The sequence below is a fragment of the Cyclobacterium amurskyense genome, from assembly GCF_001050135.1.
In the GTDB taxonomy this organism is placed as follows: Bacteria; Bacteroidota; Bacteroidia; order Cytophagales; family Cyclobacteriaceae; genus Cyclobacterium; species Cyclobacterium amurskyense.
On the sequence record NZ_CP012040.1, the window covers coordinates 4,998,984 to 5,022,787 of the forward strand.

At 37.6% G+C, this 23,804-nt stretch carries 24 protein-coding genes; 13 read left to right on the top strand and 11 right to left on the bottom strand.

The features are described from left to right. Positions 1 to 73 precede the first annotated feature (73 nt). The 7 genes from CA2015_RS20020 to CA2015_RS20050 all read left to right on the top strand — a co-directional run bounded on the left by CA2015_RS20020 (position 74) and on the right by CA2015_RS20050 (position 7,019). On the top strand, positions 74 to 505 hold the full coding sequence (locus CA2015_RS20020) for a hypothetical protein (protein ID WP_157470552.1): 432 nt from the start codon (positions 74 to 76) through the stop codon (positions 503 to 505). A 339-nt stretch (positions 506 to 844) separates the two neighbouring features. Next, positions 845 to 1,189 carry a dihydrofolate reductase family protein gene (locus CA2015_RS25235; RefSeq protein WP_240477854.1) on the top strand — a complete coding sequence of 115 codons (345 nt, stop codon included), beginning with the start codon at positions 845 to 847 and terminating at the stop codon, positions 1,187 to 1,189. A gap of 440 nt (positions 1,190 to 1,629) precedes the next feature. Continuing rightward, the gene (locus tag CA2015_RS20030) at positions 1,630 to 2,106 is read left to right on the top strand and encodes a hypothetical protein (protein ID WP_048643508.1); all 477 of its coding nucleotides are present in this window, start codon (positions 1,630 to 1,632) and stop codon (positions 2,104 to 2,106) included. 118 nt (positions 2,107 to 2,224) lie between these two features. Next, positions 2,225 to 2,566, top strand: coding sequence for a hypothetical protein (locus tag CA2015_RS20035; protein WP_048643509.1), 342 nt, complete (start codon positions 2,225 to 2,227; stop codon positions 2,564 to 2,566). A 227-nt stretch (positions 2,567 to 2,793) separates the two neighbouring features. Next, positions 2,794 to 4,083 (top strand): toxin-antitoxin system YwqK family antitoxin, encoded by a 1,290-nt coding sequence (locus CA2015_RS20040; protein ID WP_048643510.1) that lies wholly within the window; start codon positions 2,794 to 2,796, stop codon positions 4,081 to 4,083. Between the two features lie 780 nt (positions 4,084 to 4,863). Continuing rightward, positions 4,864 to 6,258 (top strand): vWA domain-containing protein, encoded by a 1,395-nt coding sequence (locus tag CA2015_RS20045; RefSeq protein ID WP_048643511.1) that lies wholly within the window; start codon positions 4,864 to 4,866, stop codon positions 6,256 to 6,258. Positions 6,259 to 6,350: 92 nt separating this feature from the next. Further along, a complete protein-coding gene (locus CA2015_RS20050; RefSeq protein WP_157470553.1) occupies positions 6,351 to 7,019 on the top strand; it encodes a hypothetical protein in 669 nt (222 codons plus the stop codon). 139 nt (positions 7,020 to 7,158) lie between these two features. Here CA2015_RS20050 and CA2015_RS20055 read toward each other — a convergent pair whose 3' ends face one another. Further along, positions 7,159 to 10,749 carry a PVC-type heme-binding CxxCH protein gene (locus tag CA2015_RS20055; protein WP_084011918.1) on the bottom strand — a complete coding sequence of 1,197 codons (3,591 nt, stop codon included), beginning with the start codon at positions 10,747 to 10,749 and terminating at the stop codon, positions 7,159 to 7,161. Next, entirely contained in the window at positions 10,750 to 11,925 is a 1,176-nt protein-coding gene (locus CA2015_RS20060; protein WP_048643513.1) for a GDSL-type esterase/lipase family protein, read from the bottom strand. It abuts the gene before it with no gap. Between the two features lie 264 nt (positions 11,926 to 12,189). On the opposite strand from CA2015_RS20060, the gene CA2015_RS20065 reads away from it, so the two are divergent. Further along, entirely contained in the window at positions 12,190 to 13,353 is a 1,164-nt protein-coding gene (locus tag CA2015_RS20065) for a hypothetical protein (RefSeq protein ID WP_048643514.1), read from the top strand. 664 nt (positions 13,354 to 14,017) lie between these two features. Continuing rightward, complete coding sequence (locus CA2015_RS20070) at positions 14,018 to 14,584, top strand: acyl-CoA thioesterase (RefSeq protein WP_048643515.1); 567 nt, start codon at positions 14,018 to 14,020, stop codon at positions 14,582 to 14,584. 2 nt (positions 14,585 to 14,586) lie between these two features. Here the strand turns inward: CA2015_RS20070 and CA2015_RS20075 are convergent, their stop codons facing one another. After that, positions 14,587 to 15,297 carry a class I SAM-dependent methyltransferase gene (locus tag CA2015_RS20075; protein WP_048643516.1) on the bottom strand — a complete coding sequence of 237 codons (711 nt, stop codon included), beginning with the start codon at positions 15,295 to 15,297 and terminating at the stop codon, positions 14,587 to 14,589. A 93-nt stretch (positions 15,298 to 15,390) separates the two neighbouring features. On the opposite strand from CA2015_RS20075, the gene CA2015_RS24905 reads away from it, so the two are divergent. The 3 genes from CA2015_RS24905 to CA2015_RS20085 all read left to right on the top strand — a co-directional run bounded on the left by CA2015_RS24905 (position 15,391) and on the right by CA2015_RS20085 (position 16,764). Then, entirely contained in the window at positions 15,391 to 15,546 is a 156-nt protein-coding gene (locus CA2015_RS24905; protein ID WP_157470554.1) for a hypothetical protein, read from the top strand. Positions 15,547 to 15,703: 157 nt separating this feature from the next. Next, complete coding sequence (locus tag CA2015_RS20080; protein ID WP_048643517.1) at positions 15,704 to 16,084, top strand: hypothetical protein; 381 nt, start codon at positions 15,704 to 15,706, stop codon at positions 16,082 to 16,084. Positions 16,085 to 16,317: 233 nt separating this feature from the next. Beyond that, complete coding sequence (locus CA2015_RS20085; RefSeq protein ID WP_048643518.1) at positions 16,318 to 16,764, top strand: SgcJ/EcaC family oxidoreductase; 447 nt, start codon at positions 16,318 to 16,320, stop codon at positions 16,762 to 16,764. 95 nt (positions 16,765 to 16,859) lie between these two features. Here the strand turns inward: CA2015_RS20085 and CA2015_RS20090 are convergent, their stop codons facing one another. The 5 genes from CA2015_RS20090 to CA2015_RS20110 all read right to left on the bottom strand — a co-directional run bounded on the left by CA2015_RS20090 (position 16,860) and on the right by CA2015_RS20110 (position 20,771). After that, positions 16,860 to 17,522, bottom strand: coding sequence for a bifunctional 4-hydroxy-2-oxoglutarate aldolase/2-dehydro-3-deoxy-phosphogluconate aldolase (locus tag CA2015_RS20090; RefSeq protein WP_048643519.1), 663 nt, complete (start codon positions 17,520 to 17,522; stop codon positions 16,860 to 16,862). Positions 17,523 to 17,608: 86 nt separating this feature from the next. Then, a complete protein-coding gene (locus tag CA2015_RS20095; RefSeq protein WP_048643520.1) occupies positions 17,609 to 18,061 on the bottom strand; it encodes a YhcH/YjgK/YiaL family protein in 453 nt (150 codons plus the stop codon). A gap of 20 nt (positions 18,062 to 18,081) precedes the next feature. Continuing rightward, positions 18,082 to 19,107: a sugar kinase gene (locus CA2015_RS20100; protein WP_048643521.1), complete on the bottom strand. Its 1,026-nt coding sequence runs from the start codon at positions 19,105 to 19,107 to the stop codon at positions 18,082 to 18,084. Between the two features lie 353 nt (positions 19,108 to 19,460). Next, positions 19,461 to 20,216, bottom strand: coding sequence for a polysaccharide deacetylase family protein (locus tag CA2015_RS20105; protein WP_240477855.1), 756 nt, complete (start codon positions 20,214 to 20,216; stop codon positions 19,461 to 19,463). A 78-nt stretch (positions 20,217 to 20,294) separates the two neighbouring features. Then, positions 20,295 to 20,771, bottom strand: a complete 477-nt coding sequence (locus CA2015_RS20110) for a YehS family protein (protein WP_048643522.1) — start codon at positions 20,769 to 20,771, stop codon at positions 20,295 to 20,297. A 119-nt stretch (positions 20,772 to 20,890) separates the two neighbouring features. Here CA2015_RS20110 and CA2015_RS20115 point away from each other — a divergent pair, with 119 nt between their 5' ends. Further along, on the top strand, positions 20,891 to 21,685 hold the full coding sequence (locus CA2015_RS20115) for an SDR family NAD(P)-dependent oxidoreductase (RefSeq protein WP_048643523.1): 795 nt from the start codon (positions 20,891 to 20,893) through the stop codon (positions 21,683 to 21,685). Here the strand turns inward: CA2015_RS20115 and CA2015_RS20120 are convergent. From CA2015_RS20120 to CA2015_RS20130, 3 genes are all read right to left on the bottom strand, one after another. After that, a complete protein-coding gene (locus CA2015_RS20120; protein ID WP_048643524.1) occupies positions 21,682 to 22,545 on the bottom strand; it encodes an SDR family NAD(P)-dependent oxidoreductase in 864 nt (287 codons plus the stop codon). The two genes, CA2015_RS20115 and CA2015_RS20120, sit on opposite strands and share 4 nt — an antisense overlap. Before the next feature lie 111 nt (positions 22,546 to 22,656). Then, positions 22,657 to 23,073: a hypothetical protein gene (locus tag CA2015_RS20125; protein ID WP_053086720.1), complete on the bottom strand. Its 417-nt coding sequence runs from the start codon at positions 23,071 to 23,073 to the stop codon at positions 22,657 to 22,659. A gap of 277 nt (positions 23,074 to 23,350) precedes the next feature. Continuing rightward, positions 23,351 to 23,761: a Fur family transcriptional regulator gene (locus CA2015_RS20130; protein ID WP_048643525.1), complete on the bottom strand. Its 411-nt coding sequence runs from the start codon at positions 23,759 to 23,761 to the stop codon at positions 23,351 to 23,353. Between the last annotated feature and the right edge of the window lie 43 nt (positions 23,762 to 23,804).

Here is a 23,804-nt window from a genome sequence, read left to right on the forward strand (position 1 = left end):
TATAAAACTAAATATTATATTAAACTTTTAAAGTTATTGAACATCTTAATTTTGTAAACTAATAATATCTGCTATGAAATATTTATTTACTTTGAGTTTAACCTTTTTTTCATTATGCTTGTTTGCACAGGATTCAAAGACTACGTTGATGAGGATTGTATTGGCTGATTCAGTTATCAGTAAATATATGGCTGATATTGGTAAAGAAGATAACAATGAATATAAATTATTTCATGGATCTGGGTATTATATTTTTAATGATGGAAATGTTGAATTTCAAGGACTTAATGGTAACAATAGTGGAGCTAAAAAAAAAGGAATTATCAAAAAGATAAAAATTAATAAGAATAAGGCTATAGTGAAATTTTATACAGCTTCATGTAACAATACGCGCGTTAGCTTGAAGAAAGAATCAAAAAATTGGGAAATTAAATCCAGGCTGATTTACAGAAGCTGGAAGCATCCAAAAAAGCAACCTAAACTTGTATATTATAGTTTGAATTAAAAATTTAGGATCGTCGCTGAATTTCTGATTTGAAATGTTTATTTTAACAAATTTATTAAGCAAAAGTAGAAAGGATATAATCCAAATAAGCAAAACCTCTATGCCAACTATGTATTAACATATGTTTTAATAATTGAAAATGAGAAAATTAAAACTTTAAATTCAACTTTCAAGTGATGGATTCATTGCTGGTCCTAATGGAGAAATGGACTGGATGATTTGGAATTGGGATGATATGCTAAAAGATTTCGTAACCCAAATAACGGAATTAACTGACACTATAATTTATGGTCGCAAACTGTCAGAAGGATTTATTCATACTGGAGATCAAATAAGGAATTGGAAGGTGCTGAAAAAATTAATAATTCTAAGAAAATAGTTTTTACCAAAACACTTGAAAGCTCGAAATGGGAAAATACCATTTTGGAAAAGGGAGATTTGATAGATAAGATACAAAAATTAAAATCCTTAGCAGGGAATGACCTGATAGCCTATGGTGGGGGATCATTTGTTTCATCACTAATCAAAGAAAATTTGATTGTTGATTATTACTTTTTTATTAACCCTTATATTTTAGGTGACGGAATGCCAATATTTGAAAAAACTGACTATAAAAAGGAGTTGAAGTTGGAAGAAGCAAAAGCTTATGAGTGTGGAATAACCGTATTAAAATATGCGAATTGAAAACAGCATTAATTTACACTCCCAGTTAAACCGCTATGATACGATTATGGTTTCAATTCTGTGTAGCCCTGATCGATCAGGATTGGACTCAGTCTTTGGTAGCTTTCTGCTATGGGGATAGGATAGATTTAATTGAGGGCTTTAGCTAGCAGAAAATTTTTTGAATTGTGCCTGTAATGATAGCCTGATAACCTTTTCGTCTCATCAACATTTTATAGTCTATTGTCAACAGTTCCCATTAAATTCTTAGTCTATTTACTGGATACTTTGTTTGGAATGATTAATTTGACAGGGAAAATAAGCAGAAGGGGCTGAGTGCATAGTTGATTTTTATGTAACTCCCAGCTAAAACATAGCTTTATACAATTGGTAGCGGTTATGCTGAAGAAATCAATTGAGAATAAAAGGCGACTTAGGTATACATCTTAAAATATCAGAAAATGAAAACCTTTAAATTTACACTTATTCTTTTCATATTAATAAGTGGATTAAATTCTTGTGAAGAAGACACTATTGAACCTCATACAACCCTTCAAGATCTGGAAACGGAAAAATATTTTGACTCTGAAATTTTTACTGAATCAAATTTTAAAATTTATGGTACATGGGAATTATATACTGTTTCTGGAGGATTTTCGGGAAGTGGACATGACTTGAATTTTCAGTATTTGGTGATAAAAGAATATGGAATTTATGGTTTTGTTAAAAATAACAGCCTTCTCGAATATGGCAAAATTTCTCCAGCAATACAGACAACTAATGACCTAAGATGGATAGTTGTATCTGAAAAAGATAAAAAATCAAATTCATTTTTTATAGACTCAGAAAAATATGTAGAATTTATAGGAAATGATACTTTAAATTTATATTCTCCTTGTTGTGACAGGTACAACTATCAATTTAAAAGAGTGAAGTGAAAATAAAAAAGCACAAATAACTAGCAAAATGTTTATGTAATTTTCTTACTAATATATGGCCTACAGCTAAGTGTTGTTAAGGTAAAAATTTAGGCCTTTCTTTAAAAATAGTGATGAAATGGAAACCAGTAAAGTATATCTCTGTAGGGTGGAAAGGTCGAAAATAAACGGTAATTATACCGTTTGGTTACCGGAACAACCTGACGATGATTTTGTCTATATGTTGGTGGATAAATATGATTTATTGCAAGGGGAACTGTGGGAAATCCTTTTAAAAACCGGTGCCAAGGATAGCAAATTGGATGTTTCAAAGGTATATTTTGCCCCTGAAGGAGATGTCTTTGTCTCCTATACCAGTGATTATGAATTGGGTAAAAATATGGAGAAAATCCTTAATGAACTGATTTTAAATCCCAAGTACTTCACTAATATGGTCCACCTAAGCGGATTTAAATTGTAATTGGCAGTAGCGCAGGTTACTTATCCACTGGTAAATTGTTAATTCAAAAGTAAGCTGAATTCGCCTTTTTTTCTGAGCCATACATTGATGGCCTTATGGTTTGCCCAAGCTGTTTCACCACCGGCCAATTGCATTCAAATTTGTCTATAAGAATGTACTATTGATTGGGGTATTTTTATTGACATTTTTATACCTTTAGCTTTATCCGCTATAACAGGTGTAGAATCATGGTATTACGTGCGCTTATCTTTCTTGTTTTTTCCTTTGCTATAGTTAGTCTTGTCCAGGCGCAAGTAAAATACAATAGGGTAGTGTTTAAACCCAGCCCTTATGTAGAATACCATGCCAATGGCAATATTTACAAAAAGGGTTTTGTGAATGCTAACAAGCAATTCGTTGATACTCTAACGATTTTCTTTCCCTCTGAAAAAATATCCATGACTGCCGTTTACGACAATGGTGTACCGAATGGGTTATGCATTCAATACAATGAAGATGGCTCAATAAGCAGGGAAGGGCTATATGTGCAAGGCAAAAAAGAAGGGCTTTGGGTCTATAATAACTACGCTACCTCTAAAGATGGGCTTCCATATCGCTTCTCTGTGAACTATAAAAATGGCCAACTACACGGAGAGACCATCCTTTATGAAGGAACGCATAAAATCCGCTCCATGCATGCATTTTTAGGCAATCCCGCACCTAATACAATATGGGAAATGTATTACGACAATAGCGATAATTTATGGGCTGTAGGCTTTATTTCCAGTGACAATCAATTTACCTTGCGGGGCATCTATACGGAGGATGGGGAGTTTGTAGACAAGGTTGGGGTCAGTAAGGAAAAAACCGAAACTTTTCTAGAAGCAATGAGAACGTTTTTTAAGTCCATCCCTAAGCAAGAAATACAGCCGACGACTAAGGTCACCTATGAGACAAAGACAGTTACACATAAATCCGTCCCCTTTAGCACTTACCATGCCAATGGGGAAATTCATGAGAAAGGCTATCGCAATGCCAAAGAACAGCTTGTTGGAAAGCTACAAACCTACTATACTTTCGGTACTTTAAAATCCGAAATGCACTATTTCAATGGAGTGCTTCAAGGGGATTGTACGCATTATAATGAGGAGGGTACCATTAAAATGCAAGGCAAATATGCCAAAGGTAAAAAAGAGGGTTTATGGATTTATCCTGACTATATCAAGAATAACGAGGATAGATTTAGTTATGAGGTGCATTACAAAAACGGCTTGGTCCATGGTGAAACCTCATTCATCAGAGGAGATGAAAAATTAATATTGATAACAGCTTCCGAGGGAGTACTGCTTGGGAAATGGGAAAGCTATTACCCAAATGGCTTCCCATCAAGCTCAGGCTTGGTGAGTGCTGCCGGTGATGTCCTCACCCATAATGTATTTGACAAAGAGGGAAAAAGGATGGTTACGATGTTTTCACCGCCTACACCCGAAAATTTAACCAAGTCCATTAAGGATGTTTTTGCCACCATACCTAAGTAGAAAAGCAGATAGGAGGTAAGTTAAAGGAAAGCATTAGTCCCTGGAAGGAAGGCATTAGTTATCCGAAAAAATCGGAAAGTAATGTGAAGGAAGGGGAAAGAAACCTGCGGGAATCTAAATGTAACATGAAGGAATGCAATTGTAGGCCGTAGGAACGGAGATGTAAGCTGAAGGAATAGAAGTGTAAGCGATAGGAACAGAAATGTAAGCAGAAGGAACGGAAATGAAAGTCGAAGGAACCGGAATGTAACCTGTAGGAATGCAATTGTAAGCCATAGGACTGAAAATGTAAGTCTAATTTTTTTTTATTATCCTTTCAATTCAAGTACTAAGTGTGTGATTAATCTTGCATCATTGCCCTTACCCTAAATCTTATGCAATGATCCAAAAGATCCTATAATTTGCACTTTACGATTTAGCGGCTAGAAAGAATAAGGATTTTCGCAGAAGGGATATTTAAGTTAAAACCTAAACTACAGTGATCAGATAAATTTTGACCTAAAAAGAGTCATATGTATATAGTTAACAGGTTTGGTTTTCGAACCCGACCCCAACAGGGTCGGTTAATAAAAAAACTGCTGTTTGTCTGCAAACCTGTAAACCCTTTAGGATTGGAAATGTGTTATAATATTTTTTTAATCAACATAAGTACATGGTATTTAGCGGAATAACGAAATAAAATCGCTATTTTAGATAGATCAATGCCTGGAAGTAGTCTTTTATAGTATAGGTAATAGACTTCCCTTCACCAACACGATTTGTAAATCAAAAGATCTTCTCATGAAAAAGACTATCTTCCTTTTCCTGACCCTATTTATTGTTTTCAACTCCCAAGGACAAAGTCCAGAAAATCAGCCTCCAATTATTTTTATATACGATGCAAGTGGCTCCATGTGGGGACAGATGCAAGGAAAAACCAAAATGGAAATTGCCGCCAATGCCTTGAGTAGTACCATAGGAAATCTTACTGAGCATCAAAAATTAGGCTTTGTTGCCTATGGGCACCGTAAGGAAGGGGATTGCGAGGATGTGGAGTTTATGGTGGATGCCGAGACAGGGACAAAAAAGGAAGTAATAGCAGCCGTCAAAGGGATTAAACCCCTTGGCAAAACACCATTGGCTTATTCAGCAACATTGGTCATTGACCAATTAAGAGCGGCCAAGCAGAAAGCCACCATTATCCTTATTACAGATGGCATAGAATCCTGTGATGGAAATATTTGTGAGATCGTCCAAGCCGCCAAAGAGGAGGGCATTGATTTTAAATTGCATATCATCGGCTTTGGCTTAAAGGAAGAAGATACCCAGCAATTGAGGTGTGCAGCAGGAGCAGGGGAAGGGAGCTATTTTAGTGCGGAGAACGCAGAGAATCTAGGAGAAATCCTCAATGTAGCCACTGCTTCTACTGTGGATAAGCCTGCCAATAATTTCTCTGTTTATGCCGTTAAGAATGGCAAGCCAATGGATGTTTATGTCAAAGCCTATGATATAGTTGCCAAGAGAGCAACTATTATGCTGAGGACTTATCGGGATACCGGGTATTTCTATTTACCTCCAAGTAAATACAACTTTGAAGTGGTTCCATTGGAGGGAAGTGATGTAAATATGATTACGGTAAATAATGTGGAAAGTCTTGAAAACACCATTGGCCACCAAACGATCTCCTTTGATGGTGGTAAATTGGATGTATTTACTTCAAATAATGGGGAGGGCTGGGACAGTATGGTCAAGGTAATTGATAACAATGGAAAGGTAGTGGCCACCACCAGAACCTATGGGGCCAAAAAGGAAGTTGAAGTCAATCCCGGTGTATATAAAGTAGCCATTCAGGCATTGAAAATGGAAGGGCTACAAACGAATACCGAGTTGGATAGCGTCGTCATTGCTGCTGCAAAAACTTTGCCCTTGGTTTATGATTTTAAAACGGGAGCGTTTGAAATTTATACTCAGGTTGGAGGAGAGAACATAGATACGGTAGTTTCCATAAAAGAAGAAAAGTCCGGCAAAAGTGTTGCTGGAGCCCGAACTTATAATAAAGGAGCCAAATTTCTATTAAACCCAGGCAATTATGTGGTAACCATCCGACCATTGGGAGCGCATAAAGAAAAAGCCGCACAAACAATAGAAGTGGAAGTCAAAGCAGGAGAAACCCATACCAAAACATTAAATTTTTAAGAATGTTAAATATTTATTTTAAGATAAAATCCATTTTTAAATGCTTGAATTATTGGACTCTACTGTTTTTTGGGACAATAATAAGCTTGTCAATGGTTCCATTTAACCAGCCACCTGTTAGTCCAAGAGGGGATAGTGGAAGATTAATCAAGGGAAATTCAGTACAGGCTTTGCCTTTGTTTGAGCAGATTGAAGGTCCTGAAAATGGGATAGGATTTTTTAAACCGAATTTTTATGAAAACCCAAGCCTGTATTTTTATGGGAATGTAAATTTAGAGAAGGGTTTGACAGAACATTTGCCTATGGATAGTGTTGTTTTTACCCAAAACCAATTTGGTGAATTTAGCACCTCTTACGCTCCTCCTTGGCTTTATCCGGAACACCTTAAATTAGATTATGGTGTCTTGTATTTTAAAGTTTTGGGTATTGGCCATGATTTTTTAAAAGTGATTGCCAATAAGGACAATGCCCAAGTGTCTTATCTGAACAAGAACCAAGGGGAATTTTTTTCATGGACTGAATTTTTAATGACGGTTAACAGTGTGGAGCTTAAGGAAGAAAATTCGGGAAAAGTACGGCTCAAGCCTTTTGAACAAGCAGGAGAAATAGCTATAGAATATGAGTTTATTCAGCCTTTAATAGTCAATGAAGAATGGCTTTACGGCAAATTTGTTGATGGGCAGCTTAAAGAAAAGGGAAAAGGTTGGATTAGGTGGAGAAAAGGAAATAAACTGTATATCAACTATTCACTGTTCTCTTAATCAGTGAATCCCTTTCGAAGCAAAACGCCGGTCGTAAAACCGGCGTTTATCCAATGCTCTTCTTTAATTAGTCTAAAACATATTGATCCTATCCAAGAAGGAACAGCCCTTTTCAATCCAACTATGAAGGACAATTAACTTACTGTCCTACAATTATTTGACTTTGTGCACTATTGGCTTTTCCATCTTCTATCAATATCATTAATGAACCTGAAGCGGCTTTATCCCGGTCAAAAACTATATTCACCCATTGTTTGCCTACACTAAGATTAGTAGCTCCTGTACCTTTATTGAGGGAGATTTCTTTACCACTTACCCAGACTTTGGCCTGATCAACTCCGGTTAATTTCAAACTGAATTCTCCTGCCTTAAGTATGTTAACTTCAAATTGAACAAGGCTGAATTTTTTACCTTTATTGTCTGTAATCACAGGAATATCTCCCAAGGGCAAGTCACCGGCTACTTTGCTGTATAAAGCCTTTGTGCCAGGTACAATTTTTTTACCCGGCAGGTTTTCCCAAGTATTCACTCCATCAATTTTGCTCAAAGCCTTAAAATCAGGTGCTGCCTTCCAGCGTCTTACCAGTTTTTCATTGGTGACCCTGAAATCTCCGTTGCTTCCCAGTTTGGAAAGATAGCTGACCAAATTAATAAATTCTTGTTTTTCCAGACTAGCAGTAATTCCTGCGGGCATCAAGGAACCGGGGACCTTTTCCACATTTTTAATTTGTGATTTAGGAATGCCATTTTCATTACCTGCCATGTCTCGAATGACAACTTCTCTTGCCCCATCATTGATCAAATAACCCATCACAATTCCACCATCATTTTTGGTTACTTTCTGCAACTCAAAACCTTCTTTGATTGATTCTGTAGGCTCAAGTATGGATTTGATAATATTGTCTATAGGTAAACTTGTACCTAAAGAACTTAAGTCCGGTCCCAACTGACCACCGGCACCACCTATTCCATGGCAGTTTTGACACATCATAGAGGCTCGCCTGTAAATGGCTTCCCCTTTCACCGGATCTCCCTCAGTTTTTACTTCTATTCCAAGGAGATAGATTTCTCGTTCGCTTAATTGCTGAGGCATTTTCTCAGGAGGTAATACTCCACCAGAGGCTTCTAGGGCATCTTTAAGCTGTATGGCTCCGGTTCTGGTTCTTCTATGTACGGGGAGTAATTCTTGCATGGTTTTTCTTCCTGTCTTTGCCGTTTCTGTAGGGATGCGTGTATTGGACAATGAATTGGCGAACACAGTGGTGGCATTATTGGAGGAAAGGAATGCAGCAAACAGTTCTCGCGTGCCATTTTCTGAAGGTTTTTCTGAAAGCAGGGTAATTGCAGCATCTGTAGCCTTCTCCGGTGCTGTTTTCACCAACTGAGAAATGGCCAAGATGCGGATGCTTTCATTTTTATGCGTTTTGGCCATGTTGAACAAAAGTTCCTGACTATCGGCATCATTAAGCTTACCCATAGCTTCCATGGCGGCTTTTCTAACCTCCTCATTACTGTCTTGGTTCTTTAGCAAGATAAGATCCAATAGGTCGGCTTTTTTCCACATGCCTACCAATTGCAATACTTTTATCTCTACCGCTTCATTTTTACTTGAAAGTAAGGTTCTCAATTGAGCAGAAGTATGCTGTGGCACCAAGCCTCTTTCTGAAGCTGCTTTGTACAGTAGTTCCAGGTCTTTCAATTGGCTTTCTTTATCGGTAGATTTTGGATTGATTGCTTGTTGGTAGATTTTGGTTAAATCTTCTTTGGTGCCATATTTGGCCAATTTTTCACGAACCAATTCCAAGTATTTTTCCGGGACCTTATTGTCGCTATACATTTGAGCAAGCAAAGAGGTGGATTTTGGGTCACCTACGGTATTTAAAGCAAATATGGTTTTGTCCATATTCCCGAAATAGCCAGGATCATTTAATAATTTTGGTAACCAAACCGGGCTTAAAGTGTTGATGGTGTGCCATAAGGCAAAGTCCAGGTTAACATCCATGGTTTGATCCAATGCCTCCAAAGCAGCAATAGTGGCTTCTGTAGTACTGAAATTTTGAAGCCCTACAACCGCTTCCAACCTTACTGTTGCGTGGCTATCCTTAGTGGCTTTGGCCAATAAAGATTGGGTTTCAGGGATGTCTTCTTTCCAATGCACCAATACCCTTATCGCTGCAGCTCTTGCTTCCGGTTTTTTAGCCGTTAATAGCTTTTCCAATAAAGGTACATTCACCGCGCCAATGGCCTGATGCATCCAAAGCCCTTCCATTAAATGGTGCTCAAATTCTGGATTTGAAGGATCAAGTGCATCGAGCCATTTACTCAATGCATACTTTACTTCTTGAACATCCTTGTTTTTTAGGATCAACTTCGCCTGTAATCTTACCCAGTTTTCTTCCGATTTTAAGGCTTCCAATAATTCCGGGATAGGTTTATTCTGTAAATCAGGATACTTGACCAAAGGGCTGTCTTTTTTGGTTACCCTCCAGATTCGACCATGTTGTTGGTCTCTTCTGGAATCAAAAAAGTCAACTTCCCCGTGTTGAATGATAGGGTTATACCAATCAGCAACATAGATTGCGCCATCTGGTCCCATTAGGATGTCAACAGGTCTGAAGCCTATATGATCTGTCCATAATAAATCATCAGCCTGCTTAGAAACAAAGCCACTTCCTTGTTCTTCCAAAACAAAACGGTTCACACGGTTGGCCCTAAAATCATTGGTAATAAGGCTTCCTGCCCAATCTTCCGGCATATGTGCGCCTGAAACAATATCCAAACCACTGTGCTTTGGTTGACCAGGATTCAAACCGCTTAAAATTCGTTCAGCACCAGGGGCAGTTACAAATGTAGCGCCAGGAAAGGCGTAATTAATACCTTCTCGTCCAGCACCATCCGTCAAAAAGCTTTTGCCCCATTTGTCAAATTGTAGGCCCCATGGGTTAATCAATCCTTTGGCATATACTTCTAATTTTTGGGTTTTTGTATTGTATTGCCAAACACCACCACCTTCAAGTCTGCGGATGCCCCAAGGAGTCTCTACATGGCTGTAGATATAGATGGACTGATTAAAATACATCAAACCATCAGGTCCCCAACGAAAAGTGTGGATGAGGTGGTGGGTATCACCGGTTCCAAAGCCGGAAAGTATTTTGGTCCTTTCATCTGCTTTGCCGTCTCCATCTGTATCCTTTAAGTGTAGGATTTCTGTTGAATTGGCCACATAGACACCTCCATCACCAGGTAAGAGGCCGGTGGGAGTGAAGAGACCTTCAGCAAAAACAGTGGATTTATCTGCTATTCCATCTCTATCGGTGTCTTCGATTACCAGTATTTTATCATTGGCCGTCTCACCGGGTCTAAGGTGAGGGTAAATGGTACTGCTTACTACCCATAATCTGCCTTGGGCATCCCAGTTCATTTGAATGGGCTTGACCACCATAGGGTCAGTGGCAAATAAATTGACTTCAAAGCCATCTGCTACCTGAAACCTGTCCATTTGAACCTGAGGGTCCGTAGATGGGATATCCCGAAGAGCATTTTGGGCATTGGCAATGGTACCATTGACACTCAGTACAATCAAAAATGTAGCTATTCCTACTAATAATCTTGATATATGGGAAGCTTTATTAGCCACACTTATCAAAAAATTTGTAAATATTTTTAATTCCAATAACATGGTATTTAAGGATTTCTTGGTAAAATGATTCAATCGATTAAAATCCGACATTTAAGGCAGCTTTTCTAGTTGGTAATGAAGGGTTTTGGGCTTTTTGGTTTGATTGATCTGATCATCCAACCAAAGGATCAATGCATCCAAAGCTTCCAATCCTTCCTTATGCCTTCCTTGCTCATAAGATCGGAAGCCCAGAATATAGGTTCTATTTTGCGGACGGTATTGCTGGAAATAGATTTTATCCTTTTCTCTTATCAATTCTAGCAAATGTTTGGATTGTTCTAGGCTTGGGCCTTGTTCCAAGATAATTCCTTCTTCCCATTGCTTCCTGCTTCCAATGGCCGAAAGTTTTCCATCCACAGACAAGGAGTAATTTCCTTTTTTTAAGCCATTCACCTTAATGGTTTCATTGCCTGGATTAGGATTAGAAACTAGATTTTGTATGCTTTTAAAGGATATATTTCTGGCTTTATCTGCAATGGAAATGTGCTGTACCGGTACATTGCTTTCAACGCTAGCGGTAGAGGCATCAATTTCAATGGAAGGTTTTTCCCTATTCAGCCCCAGTTGATCCATAACCGTTTCGGCAAGCTGAGCATAACCTTTTTCATTAAGATGAACCCCATTGTTTTCATAAAGTTCAGCACCAGTAGCTGTATTAAAGGCATCAAAAACATCAATGAAAGTCAATTTTCGGGATTGGGCAATTTCTTTAATTGCCTGGTTATAGCTGCGATATTCATTGTTTCTTAATTTCAATAAATCCTCCGTTCCGGCAGAAACCTGTGGAATGGTAGATAGCAAAATTGCTTTTGCACCTATGGCCTCAACGCTATCGAGCAATTGATTCATACCATTTTTGAAAAGGTCCAAGCCTTCAGCTCCTTGCTGGGCTTCCACATTCCCATAACCTATGATAAGCCAATCGGGCTCAGCCGCTTTTATTTGAGAAATAAGTAAGTCATAAGGGCCGGGGGGATTGGTATAGTAACTTCTGGCTTCACCAAATACAGTATCTCCTGACCAGCCTATGTTCCTGAAGGTAAGGTGCTTTTCAGGCCAGTAATTGGTAAGTCTATATTCGAGGAATCCGAATTGTTGTTCATTTTCTATCAATGCATTGCCCAAGAGCACAAGCCTGTCCCCGTTTTCAGGGGCAAAGTTTTGTTGAGAATATGCTGTGGAAATGAATAAAATTAATTGAAATAATAGGATGTAAATTCTTTTCATGGGAATGTTTAGGTACCTGATATTTATTGTTAATATAACCTTTAAATATAAAAAGTAACGAAGAATATCAGGTACAATATTTTTTTAATTTTATTATTGGAAATTTTGATTGACCACTGGTTCTTCCTATAACTTTGAAACCGATTTTTTTTAGAATCAAGGGTTTAGCAGCATAAATTCAATATTTTAAATAGTAAAAAAACCTTGTAAATTAATTTTATAATTATATTTTTATTAAATTAGTTTAAAGTTAACGGTATTCTTATGCTATTTAGATATTTTCAATTGTCGGTTTTGCTATCCATTGGTTTGGTTTCTTGTAACAGTACAGAAAATCAAAGCAAAGCCCTTAAAGAAATGGAATTTGTAAAGGTGGATTCCTTGGTTTTTGACGAATTGCAAATATTAAATGTGCTGGACTATCACAGGGAGCAGGAAGTATACCTAATGGTTACCAAAGGTGTTGAGGGCAGGTATTTTATCATAAACAGCCAAGGGGAAGTACTTGCTGAAGAACTTTTAAGTGAAGGCCCCAATGCATTTGGGATGGTTTTGCATCGGGCCGGCTTTGTAGGGGATGAAATAATGTTTGTGAGTGATCAGGAAATCTTTATATATGATTTAGATTTACAGCAACTCAGGAAATTCCCCTTCGAGCAACATACCATGGTAAGGATGATTCATACTCCATTGGATAATTTTCACCAATTTAGTATAAACAATGTTGCCTATGGTATTGCCAATTTGAGTGATCGAAGATTGGATAAATTTCCCATGGATTATTTTGATACATTAAACTATTTTCATTTAGTAAATCCAATGGATGGGACTGTAATAAAAGGTGGGAAAATAGATGAAAGCAGTATTTTTAAACAGAATTATTTTTATCCTGGTAAGCACAAGCCTATTTATTTTTCAGATTTGAATTCCAAAGTAATGTCATTAATCTTACCGGCAGATTCTATTTTATTTCAATATGATCAAAACTTGAACTTGGTCAATAAAATCAAACTGGAACGTGAGGAACCTGATCAACTTGCCAAGGTCCCCATGGAAATGGCCGATCGAAAAGAATTTGGTGCGATCGGCCTTGATTTTGCTCTAGGAGGCGGTTTTACACATATTGTTGGACAAGGAGCTGCATTTATCGTTGAATATAAAGCAGGATTAGCTCCTGAAGACAATATTGAAACTGGCGATTACAAAGAAAGAATGGCTCTAATGGAAACAAGAAAAGTCTTTTATTACCCCATAGAAGATGGCATTCTAATTGGCCTCCCTGTCCTTTGGGATAAACCAGGAAACCTCAAACTGGGCTTAGGGAACAACCGTTATTTACATTATGCTGATCAGGCCGACATTCATGAAGAGGAAAAAGAATACCAGTGTTATTATATTTATGAATTAAGGCCCATAGAGGAGGATTGATTTGGTGATGGGTTGAGTTAGTGATATTGTAGAAGGTGGATAGACTTTGGAATCGTGGTATATTGATAGCCAAATGCTTAAGCTTTCCAAAGAAAATGATATTCCTTTTTTTATTTTAGAGCCATATTTTCATTTTCTGCAACAATGCTGACAAATTTTAGCACCAATTAAAACCTTGTTTTTGGTGGAAGGAGACTTTCATTATAAGTTCCCTCATAATAAAAAAGGCTGAATGTGTGGTGTAATTATAGTCAAGGAAGTCAGGTGTTGGTATGCACTGATAGACACATACTGCTTCCGGCGGTATTGTCGACTATTTCTGCAACAATGCTGACAAAATCATTACGTATTATTTCTACCAAAAACGTACATTAAGTTACTAAACCTCCCCAAACCCCTAGGGGTGACATTTTTGTAGCCAAGGGTGACAACCCTTGGATAATGCATGAGGAGTCCATCTGATTTTGGCGGTATTGTTGCTGTTTTTTTGCAACAATGCTGACAAAATCATTACGTCACTCTAATTTTTATGGTATGGGTACAATCAAGATAAGGAATTAGGAAATCCATTTGCCTTCTACAGGCTGATTTATAAAAATCATACATATATTTGCAGGTGCATGTCGCTACGACTTGCCTTGATTCATACAAATTCTTTTAATAAATGAGTGCATCCCTAAGTGCCCGACCGGCCAGTTTTTCACGCGTTACCATCACTGAACTTATGATACCCTCTTATGCCAACTTTGGAGGAAAAATTCATGGAGGCATTTTACTTTCTATGATGGATAAGGTGGCCTATACTGCTGCCACCAAACACAGTGGTGCTTATTGTGTCACGGTTTCTGTAGATACCGTAGATTTTCTACAGCCAGTAGAAGTAGGGGAGCTGGTTTCTTTGAAAGCCTCAGTAAATCACGTAGGCAATAGTTCAATGATTATTGGGATAAAAGTGATTTCCGAAAATGTAAAAACAGGGGTAGTAAAACATACCAATACCTGTTACTTTACCATGGTCGCCAAAGGGGAGGACGACAAGCCTACGCCTGTTCCGCCATTATTATTGGAAACCCGTACAGATGTAAGGCGATTTGTAGAAGCTATCAAAAGGAAAAAGTACAAAAGTGAATACGGAGCAATTCTTAAGGAGTTAAAACGAACCTGGGACCAGGAAGCCATTTCTACAATGCTAAAAGGGCAACGCTGTGAAGTTTCATTGGATATTAAATAATCCTAATCCTCTTTTTCGAAAACAAGAAAATGCTGGATATTTAAAAATTGGCCATTGGTAGTCAATTTAAATCCATTGGCTTCCAATTCTTTCTTTACCTGCTTAACGGTCATTTTATGCAATGGCTTTATTGCCACTTTTGGATCCTCGCCACGGTATTCAATAAGCAATAACTTACCCGTTGGGTTTAAGGATTTCTTGATGTTTAATAGCATCTCTTTTGGAAAAGCAAGCTCATGGTAAACATCCACCATTATTACCAAATCTAAGGTATTTTCAGGTAAGTTTGGACTTTTCTCTGTTCCCAACACGGGGATTACATTGTCTACTTTTTGTTTTTCCGCTTTATTTTTGATGTAGTTAAGTGCCTCTTTTTGAATGTCTACGGCATATACCTTACCTTTTGGTACCTTATCAGCGATACGAAAAGTATAAAAGCCTGAGCCGGCCCCCACATCTGCTACTTTACTGTTCTCACTAATAGGTAGCTTGGAAATGGTCAGTTTAGTGTTTTCTTCTTCCTCACGGCTGTCTCTTTCCAGCCAGGCTACCCCATGAAAACCCATTACATGAGAAATTTCTCTTCCCATATATACTTTTCCAATTCCATCTCTCGATGGCTCTTTTTGAGAATAGTCATTTTCAGTTTGTGCAGTTACTTCTCCGGATAGGCAAAGGAAGAAAAAGGACAAAACAATTAGTAGGTATCTCATGCTTTTAACAAGGCTATTGACGATTGTTTGTTTAATTTAACCATAAATACGCGAAAGCCACCCATAAATTTGGCAAAAATTAACCTAGTAGTCATGATTCCAAAGGAGAAAGAAAATAAGGAAAGAGCAAATGGGGGAGTAAAAACTGTAAAGGCATATATTGAAAAAGGGGTAACAGAAGGTTTTGAGAGGAGATTTGATGAAGTAAAATTGTGGTATGCAATGAAGCATAAAGTGGGACAATGTTAAACAAGGTGGATGTGAGGCGAAAAAGCCCTTTTGGGTGTTATTTATTGTTAAATCTATCCATAATTACCTCCTTTAAAGAAGTTTATAGAAGGGTATCCAAACTTAATGTTTAATTTAACGTTTGATAAAGTTAAAATAGCATCTATCAATTATAGCCATGAATAAAATTGTACTCATTTTAGGATTAGTATTTTCTTCGTCATTTGTATTTGGTCAGGCATTGATTATACCACGTTCAATCCCAGATAAAATGGATATACCTAATAATCTGCACGATAACACCATTGACTTTGAGTCATCCCTTGGCCATATAGTTTCACCACTTGAATCAAATATTAGTGATAATAATGATAATGTTAGTGACGAAAATGGTAATACATTAGGGGAAGATTCAAATATGGCCATTATAGACCTTTCAAAGGATTTTTCTTCCAAAATGCCTGTCAAAGAATTTTCTAAAGATTTTCCCTCAAGAATGCCTATGTTAGGTAATAAACCAATAAAATCCGGGATTCAATTGGAGGGTATAAAGAAATAAAATATATAATGTGGTCAAAGTATCAATACCTCTAAGGTAAAAGCGCATTGATTTATTTTAGCTGCAGATAGGAGTTTACCTTTTTATCACAAAAAGGCTTCACGCTTGTTTGATCAAACCCGTAAATTTATTGGGGAATTGGGTAATCACTAGGCAAACTATTGAATATTTGGTTTTAAAAAGGTAGGGAAATAATACAAAAATTCTTACTTTTATTACTAACCCAATCAATCATGAACCTATCCAGAATTTTTGTTTTACTTGTATTGATCTTTTCAGGAACTACTTTTTCTCTTAAAGCGCAAAGCTTTGAAGATGGAAAAGCCATTATTGATCTTGTTGCAAGCTATGCGCAAGCTAGGGAAAGTATCGATACGGTTATGCTCAAATACATTATTACTGAAGATATGGATCAATTGGTGTCCAATGGAGAATGGAGACATGGTAAAGAAGCAGCAGTAAAGGGAATGGCTGCAAGTTCTGGCTCCAATCCTGGAGATAGGGTATTGAAAGTGGAAAGGGTACGTTATATGAAAGAGGATGTGGCCTTGGCTGATGCCCGATATACCATTAAAAATCAGGATGGAACGGAGCGGAAAATGTGGAGCACTTTTGTGACTGTAAAGAAAGGAAAGCAATGGAAAATTGCAGCCATTCGAAACATGAAACCCGCAGAATGATTAGGAGATTTTTCCCAATAATTGATATTTATAGTATTTTTATAAAAAGAATAAACATTAAAAAAAGCGGCCAATTTCTTAGCCGCTTTTATCATTTATCCTTTTACTTCATTCACTAATTCAATGGCTTGTCCTGCCATTTCCTGAATTTTACTGTAATTTTTCTCTTGAAGCAATTGCTTGCTAACCAATTTACTACCCATTCCAACTGCACTTACTCCAGCTTTGAACCAAGCCTCAACATTGTCTTTGTCAAGTGATACACCTCCTGTAGGCATAAAAATCAAATTTGGGAACAAAGATTTGATACCAGCCATAAATTTAGGACCTAAAATATCACCTGGGAACAATTTGATCATTTTTGCACCTAGATTCTCAGCTCTGATGATCTCAGAAGGAGTCATACATCCAGGAATCCAAAGCATATCGTGCTTGTCAGCAACTTCTACTACTTCTTCAACAAGTCCTGGGCAAATGATAAAATCAGCTCCAGCCTCAATATAAGTTGTGGCCATTTGCGCATTTTTGATGGTACCAATACCCAACAACAAATCTGGCATTTCGCTGTTTCTTAGCGCAACCATTTTAGTAAAGTTGTTCAAAGCTGCTTCACCTCTGTTGGTATATTCTACTAGTCGGATACCAGCTGCGTAAAGTGCTTTCAATACTTCTAAGCTAACTGTTTCGTCAGCGTCAAAATAAAGAGGAAGGATGGCCTGATCCGTTATTTTTTTAAGTATGGTTTCGTTTTTATTCATCTTAGTATGATTAAAGTAAATTACCCCGGAGAATACCCGGGGTAATTTACGTAAGTTATTGAATTAAAGCGTGTTTGGTCTTGTTGCTAGATTTTTACTTTAACAACCATTTTCTTAATACTTCCCTCACCAATCATTGGAGAATGTACATCTTCAGGATAAAGAATAGCAAATTGTCCTGGCTCCATGCCAAAATACATTTCTGGTTGGTCAACATAAAAGGACACATCCTTTTCAGGATTATAGGCTCCTTTTACTTCAGTACATTTTTCTCTAGGTTTCCATCCAATGCTCTCTTTACCTTTGATTAAAACCTGAATGTCGATGTGCTTGTCATGACATTCAAATTTCTCATTGGCCTCAGCTTGGGTTTTAGCTCCTTTTTCAAAAACAGCAGCAATTAATTTATCCCCATCGATTTCATATTTGCCTTCTTCCATATCCCCTAAATTGTTGGACTGGATAAAAGCAAATGCTTTTTCGAATAATGGATGCACACTATTGTATCTAGCGGCATTGGATAATGTATCAAGTATCATGGGTTGTTGTTTAGCAGTTACTATCGTTGAACTCTACCACTAGCATCACCACCCATTAGGACTTCAACCTCTGCTAGTGTAGCATGATTCATGTCACCTGGGAAAGTGTGCTTCAAAGCAGAAGCAGCAACAGCAAACTCAGTTGCGTCTTTCAGACCCATTTCTTGGATCAAGCCGTAGATTAATCCACTGGCAAAAGAATCTCCACCACCTACACGGTCAACGATTCTTACATCATATTTTTTTGAGTGGTAGAATTCGTTTCCATCATATACCAAAGCACTCCAACCATTGTCAGATGCACTGTAGCTTTCTCTTAAAGTAGAAGCGATGTATTTGAATCCAAATTTTTCTTTCATTTGTTTGAAGACATCTTTATAGCCTTCAAGGTTTAATTCACCTTTAGTAACATCAGTTTCTTTGCTATGAAAACCTAAAGTTGTTTCAGCATCTTCTTCGTTTCCAATACATACATCCACATATTGACAAAGTCTGGTCATTACTTCTTTTGCTTTTTCCTTGCTCCATAATTTCTTACGGTAGTTCAAGTCAATGCTGGTAGTAACACCTTTTGCTTTAGCAGCTTTAAGCGCAGCCTCTGTCAAAGCAGCAGCTTTGTCACTTAGAGCAGGTGTGATACCTGTGGTATGGAACCAAACTGCACCATCAAATATTTTATCAAAGTCAAAATCAGAAATTTCAGCTTCTGAAATGGAAGCATCAGCTCTGTCATATACTACTTGAGAAGCTCTCATAGAAGCCCCTGTTTCCAAGAAGTAGATACCAAGTCTTTTACCACCTCTGGCAATGTATTGTGTGTCCACACCGTACCTGCGCAAGTGATTGATGGCTGATTGCCCAATTGGGTTATCGGGAACTTTAGTCACGAAAGTGCCTTCCAGCCCATAATTGCAAAGGGCTCCAGCCACATTCGCTTCACCGCCACCATAGGTTATGTCAAAAGTATCAGTTTGTACAAAACGCTTAAAATCTGGGGTAGAAAGGCGAAGCATTACCTCACCTAGAGTAACTACTTTTTTGGACATGATTGTTTTATATGTTTAATGATTAATTGAAATTCTATTATAATAAATCTATAAAGGGACATTTAATTCGCAATATCCTTATAAAAGCCCTTTTCAAGACAAGATTACTGCTTAATTTTCTAAAAACCAAATATATTCATTGCGCCCCAAAGCATCTAATTCGCTATCAATCACATAAATTTATGGCTTATAATGCGGGAAATAGGGGAAAACTCAATTCCTAAAATGATTTTACTAGAAAAAAGAAACAGCTCTGCAAACTCCTGTTTCAATCGTTTTAAAAAAAGCTGAATTATGTTGAATTGAATAGGTTAAACTGAAGCAAAATCATATTGCTGTTTAGACCTCCAATATTAATTTCTCAAGGCTTGTTCAAGATCTATTTTCAGTTGATTTTTGGCCTCTCGAAAATCGATGTATCCGGCCAATTGTTCAAATGACATTACCTGATAGTTATTCTCAGTAAGGAAGTCCAAATACCTCAAAAACATTTCAGGTGGGGTATTTACCCAAGGATGCTCCAGATCAGGTACCCCATGAATAGTCAACACAACAATTTGCCCATCTTTTGCCTGGTTAAGGGCTTCCATAATTTCCGACTCATTATTTGGATCTGTGGCCCAACTTGGAATAAGATAAGGGTGATCTTTCAATGGGTCGTAAGCTCTTTTTCCTCCCGCTCGAGCCAATAAGTAATTTTTCTTACTTAGTGCTTGCAGGACCGTTTCACTCATAGAGTAGCCAGGATAAGCGAAGCTAATAGGCGCTTTTATCCCTAGGGAATCACATTTATCTTCTATATAGCTTATTTCTTGTAGGATTTCTTTCTCTGACAATTTCCCCACAGGAGCATGGTTGTGGGTATGGTTGGCCACTTCAAAACCCATTCTGTCTAACTGTTGCATTTGACGCCAATTCATGTACTTGGTACTGTCGGCAAAGTTAGGAGGGAATTCACATACGAAAAAGGTAGCTCCAAATCCTCTATCCTGTAGCAAGGGGGCTATATTACTGTAATGACTGGCCACACCATCGTCAAAAGATAAAATAACTGTTTTGTCCGGGATCGGTTTTTTAATTATTTGAGCGAAACCTGGTAATGACAACATAAGTAAAAGCATCAATAAGCTAGTCCGGAAACAAGGGATTGCATTTGCAGTGAAAATTGACTTAAACTGCCTCATTGATTAATCCTTTTTATTTTGTTGTTCCCTAAACTTAAGTTGCAGGCCTTGAAGAAAATTACGTAAAACCTGATCTCTGCAAAGTCTATATTGGGCTTGTTCCGGTTTTCTGAAAAAAGCACTAATTTCATGCTTACTCATCTCTCTTCCTGCCAAAGCTAAAATCTCCATGATATCCTCATTTTGGAGCTCAAGTGCAATTTTTATCTTTCGTATAATCTGATTGTTACTCAGTCTGCTTTCAGGAACGGGCTGAGGACCTTCCTTTTTACCTCTTTTGTAAATGATCAAGCCGTTTAAAAATACCGCCAATTTAAAATCATTGATGGGTTTTGATTCCGGGTCATCATCTCTTTTAAGCCAGTCGCTTACCTCGGTTCGGGTTACTTCCAATTCTGCGAGACCAAAGATTTTAATCATTTGGTCATCACCAAAATCAAAAGTATACCTCAAACTTCTAATTACATCATTGTTTTGCATAGACCATAAAGGTAAACAATGACATTGAAAAAGGTTAAAAGTTTTAGGGACTAAAAGCGTTTTTATTTAGAAATCACTGATAAGAAGGATTATTTGCTAGGTTTTTTTAACTTAACCCAATGATAGGAGAAAATTTCACATTGATTACTGGGGCCAGTATGGGCATAGGAAGGGCTTTTGCCATGGCTAGTGCTGCAAGAGGGTTTAATCTTATCCTAGTAGCTTTACCTGATGGGCAATTAGCCGAGGTCCAAACTGAAATCTTATCCAAGTGGAAAGTGAAAGTACTCACTTTCACCGTAGACCTTACACAGGAAGATGCTGTTAAAGCATTATTTGATTTTTGCATAGAAAAGCAACTTTCAATTGATGGATTGATTAACAATGCTGGTATAGGGACAGGAGGGAGGTTTGAAAATATAAGCTTGGAAAAACAGCTTCAAATCATTGATTTGAACAATAAGGTACTGATTAGGATGTGTCATTATTTTCTACCCTTACTCAAGCTAGAAGAGAAGGCCTATATTTTGAATATGAGCAGCATGGAAGCCAACTTACCTCTGCCTTATAAAGCCGTTTATACCGGCTCAAAAAACTTTGTATTTGCTTTTAGTCTCGCCTTGAGGGAGGAACTTAAAAGTGGGCCAGTTACTGTGTCAGTAGTTTGCCCTGGACCTGTTGTTACCAATGCAGAAGGTCTGCAACGCATGAAAGCCCATGGTAGTAGGGCGAAATTGGTAGTTTTGATGCCTGATGAAGTGGCTGAGATAGGTTTAAAAGGCTTACTGAAGGGCAAAACCATAATCATTCCAGGCAAAATCAATTGGGTATTGGTCAAGCTGTCTCGCCTTTTTCCAACCACCACCAAGATGCGGTTATTGGAACGTTTGTTTCGAGTATACAGTACACATTAAGTTATGTTCTCAAAATAATCGTTTATCCCACATTGCTTACAACTCAATGCCCAAAGCCTATCAGCATCAGGAATAGAAGCTGCTTTATTTGAAGTGGCTTTTGGTTTGCAATTGTCCCAGTATTTCCCAGAATCGCCTTTAACCGAATCTTCGGAGGCTAAAAAGATAGAGGTCGCTGCACCTTGGGCAGGAGTTTTACCAGTCAGTCTTCTCAATTTCCACATTAGCCCATGAAAAGAAAAGGTATGTTTCAAGCCAATGTCTGTTTTCACTAAGCCAGGTTGTACGGCATAAATGACTAATTTTTTTAAGGGTTTAATTCGATCAAAAGCCTTTGTAAACAATACATTGGCTAATTTTGATTGGGCATAAGCCCTCAGTCCATGGTAGTTGTTTGTTAAGTTGACATCCTCAAAATGAATTTTGCCGTGAAAATGCGAATCAGAGCTGACAGTAATAATCCTTGGTTCTTCTGCTTTTACGAGTAAGGGTAACAAAAGCTGTGTCAATAAAAATGGGGCAAGATGATTGATGGCCCATTGGCGTTCTATTCCATCTTCTGTCAACACCATGTCCGAATACCAAATGCCAGCATTGTTGATCAAGACATCCAATATTGGATATTTGCTAATAATATTCATAGCCAAAGTTCTTACTTCTGCCTGAGAACTTAAATCTGCAGTAGCATAATCCATACTGGCATCTGCCTGATTCTCCAGGATTCTATCCATGGCAGATATTGCTTTTTCCTTTGTTCTACAGACAAGAATCACTTTAAAACCTTTTGCACAAAGTGCTTTAGCTGTTTCAAATCCTATGCCTGCATTGGCACCTGTGACTAAGCAAATTTTATTTTTCATTTTGTCTTTTGTTGGACTAAAAGTGAATTTTGGGGTAGAATTAATTTTTACTATTCAATATTTATCAATTTGATAATGAGGTAAATATGATTCGTTAAATAAAGTTTAACTTTATTGACTTTCTTTTAATTTCTCTTTAGCTTCTTTAATCACTGGATAAAGATCGTAGGTAGGATAGAACTCGGTAGAGAAGGCCCCCCAAACACTTTTTTCCACGGCTATGTTGAGGTTGCGGAGTTCGCTGGCAGGAATTTTAAGGGTTACCACCTGACCTATTCCCATCATCACGTACCAATTGATTACGCGGGCGGAAGGAGGAGGAAAATTTTCTAAAAATCCATTCTTGTTACGGATTTCTCTCAACTCTTCAATGTTTTTGTCCTGATGATGTTTCATCATGATGGTAATCATAATACTGTCTGAAGGAGTAGTGAGCGTATCGGTTTGTGCTTGGCTTAGACTGGGCAATAGGAGGAACAGCATAAGCAGCACAAGGCCCAATTTTGATTGAGTATTTAACAGCTTCATTTTTTGGTGTAGGAGGAAGTGGTTCATGTTAGCCAATTTAGTTAAATACAGTGAATTTTGGATACAACCAATCCTGAAATAAAGTAATAGAATAAATCTTTCTTATTCAAAAGACCAGGGGAAATTAAAGATACAATCATCAATGAGAATGCCCTGTTGCATTTCTGCTTTCAAATAGCAGACATTACGGAATAGGTGGTCTATTGCCTATTTATGTTTTAAGACATTTGAAGACTTTAAAAAACGAGATGAACCCCCTAATTTTAAATCGGACGGATTATGAGCAGTTGCCACAAATCCCTTGATAAACCATACTAACACTTAATGCCTTAAAACCGGCCGGAATACTGGCCGCAGGGATTTTGGATTGTGTGAGGCAAAAAGTCTCATTGCATTTGATGCAATGGAAATGCGTATGTTGATCTTTAGGCTCGCATTCACAACCTTCTTCACAAAGGGCGTATTTTACAGCTCCGGTACCATCTTCTATGCTGTGAATTAATTTTTTCTTTTCAAAAGTTTTGAGTGTTCGGTACAAGGTGGCTTTGTCTGCCCTGTCAAACTTACTTTCAAGGTCATTCAAACTTACTGCAACCGTGGATTCCACCAATTTCTTTAAAACCAAAAGCCTCATGGTCGTTGGTTTAATGCTTTTCTCTTCAAGTTTTACCTCTAATTCATTTTCCATAGTTTCCTTTGGTTATTTTGACCTAAATAAGCCAAGCATTTTA

What these genes read in the sequence shown, in the direction of transcription:
- CA2015_RS20080 (WP_048643517.1), top strand. Translation starts at nt 15,704, where the DNA reads ATGAATAAAATTGTACTCATTTTAGGATTAGTATTTTCTTCGTCATTT.
- CA2015_RS20030 (WP_048643508.1), top strand. Translation starts at nt 1,630, where the DNA reads ATGAAAACCTTTAAATTTACACTTATTCTTTTCATATTAATAAGTGGA.
- CA2015_RS20045 (WP_048643511.1), top strand. Translation starts at nt 4,864, where the DNA reads ATGAAAAAGACTATCTTCCTTTTCCTGACCCTATTTATTGTTTTCAAC.
- CA2015_RS20075 (WP_048643516.1), bottom strand. Translation starts at nt 15,297, where the DNA reads ATGAGATACCTACTAATTGTTTTGTCCTTTTTCTTCCTTTGCCTATCC.
- CA2015_RS20060 (WP_048643513.1), bottom strand. Translation starts at nt 11,925, where the DNA reads ATGAAAAGAATTTACATCCTATTATTTCAATTAATTTTATTCATTTCC.
- CA2015_RS20020 (WP_157470552.1), top strand. Translation starts at nt 74, where the DNA reads ATGAAATATTTATTTACTTTGAGTTTAACCTTTTTTTCATTATGCTTG.
- CA2015_RS20115 (WP_048643523.1), top strand. Translation starts at nt 20,891, where the DNA reads ATGATAGGAGAAAATTTCACATTGATTACTGGGGCCAGTATGGGCATA.
- CA2015_RS24905 (WP_157470554.1), top strand. Translation starts at nt 15,391, where the DNA reads ATGATTCCAAAGGAGAAAGAAAATAAGGAAAGAGCAAATGGGGGAGTA.
- CA2015_RS20065 (WP_048643514.1), top strand. Translation starts at nt 12,190, where the DNA reads ATGCTATTTAGATATTTTCAATTGTCGGTTTTGCTATCCATTGGTTTG.
- CA2015_RS20100 (WP_048643521.1), bottom strand. Translation starts at nt 19,107, where the DNA reads ATGTCCAAAAAAGTAGTTACTCTAGGTGAGGTAATGCTTCGCCTTTCT.
- CA2015_RS20120 (WP_048643524.1), bottom strand. Translation starts at nt 22,545, where the DNA reads ATGAAAAATAAAATTTGCTTAGTCACAGGTGCCAATGCAGGCATAGGA.
- CA2015_RS20055 (WP_084011918.1), bottom strand. Translation starts at nt 10,749, where the DNA reads ATGTCGGATTTTAATCGATTGAATCATTTTACCAAGAAATCCTTAAAT.
- CA2015_RS20130 (WP_048643525.1), bottom strand. Translation starts at nt 23,761, where the DNA reads ATGGAAAATGAATTAGAGGTAAAACTTGAAGAGAAAAGCATTAAACCA.
- CA2015_RS20050 (WP_157470553.1), top strand. Translation starts at nt 6,351, where the DNA reads ATGGTTCCATTTAACCAGCCACCTGTTAGTCCAAGAGGGGATAGTGGA.
- CA2015_RS20105 (WP_240477855.1), bottom strand. Translation starts at nt 20,216, where the DNA reads ATGTTGTCATTACCAGGTTTCGCTCAAATAATTAAAAAACCGATCCCG.
- CA2015_RS20085 (WP_048643518.1), top strand. Translation starts at nt 16,318, where the DNA reads ATGAACCTATCCAGAATTTTTGTTTTACTTGTATTGATCTTTTCAGGA.
- CA2015_RS20040 (WP_048643510.1), top strand. Translation starts at nt 2,794, where the DNA reads ATGGTATTACGTGCGCTTATCTTTCTTGTTTTTTCCTTTGCTATAGTT.
- CA2015_RS20090 (WP_048643519.1), bottom strand. Translation starts at nt 17,522, where the DNA reads ATGAATAAAAACGAAACCATACTTAAAAAAATAACGGATCAGGCCATC.
- CA2015_RS20125 (WP_053086720.1), bottom strand. Translation starts at nt 23,073, where the DNA reads ATGAAGCTGTTAAATACTCAATCAAAATTGGGCCTTGTGCTGCTTATG.
- CA2015_RS20110 (WP_048643522.1), bottom strand. Translation starts at nt 20,771, where the DNA reads ATGCAAAACAATGATGTAATTAGAAGTTTGAGGTATACTTTTGATTTT.
- CA2015_RS20070 (WP_048643515.1), top strand. Translation starts at nt 14,018, where the DNA reads ATGAGTGCATCCCTAAGTGCCCGACCGGCCAGTTTTTCACGCGTTACC.
- CA2015_RS20095 (WP_048643520.1), bottom strand. Translation starts at nt 18,061, where the DNA reads ATGATACTTGATACATTATCCAATGCCGCTAGATACAATAGTGTGCAT.
- CA2015_RS20035 (WP_048643509.1), top strand. Translation starts at nt 2,225, where the DNA reads ATGGAAACCAGTAAAGTATATCTCTGTAGGGTGGAAAGGTCGAAAATA.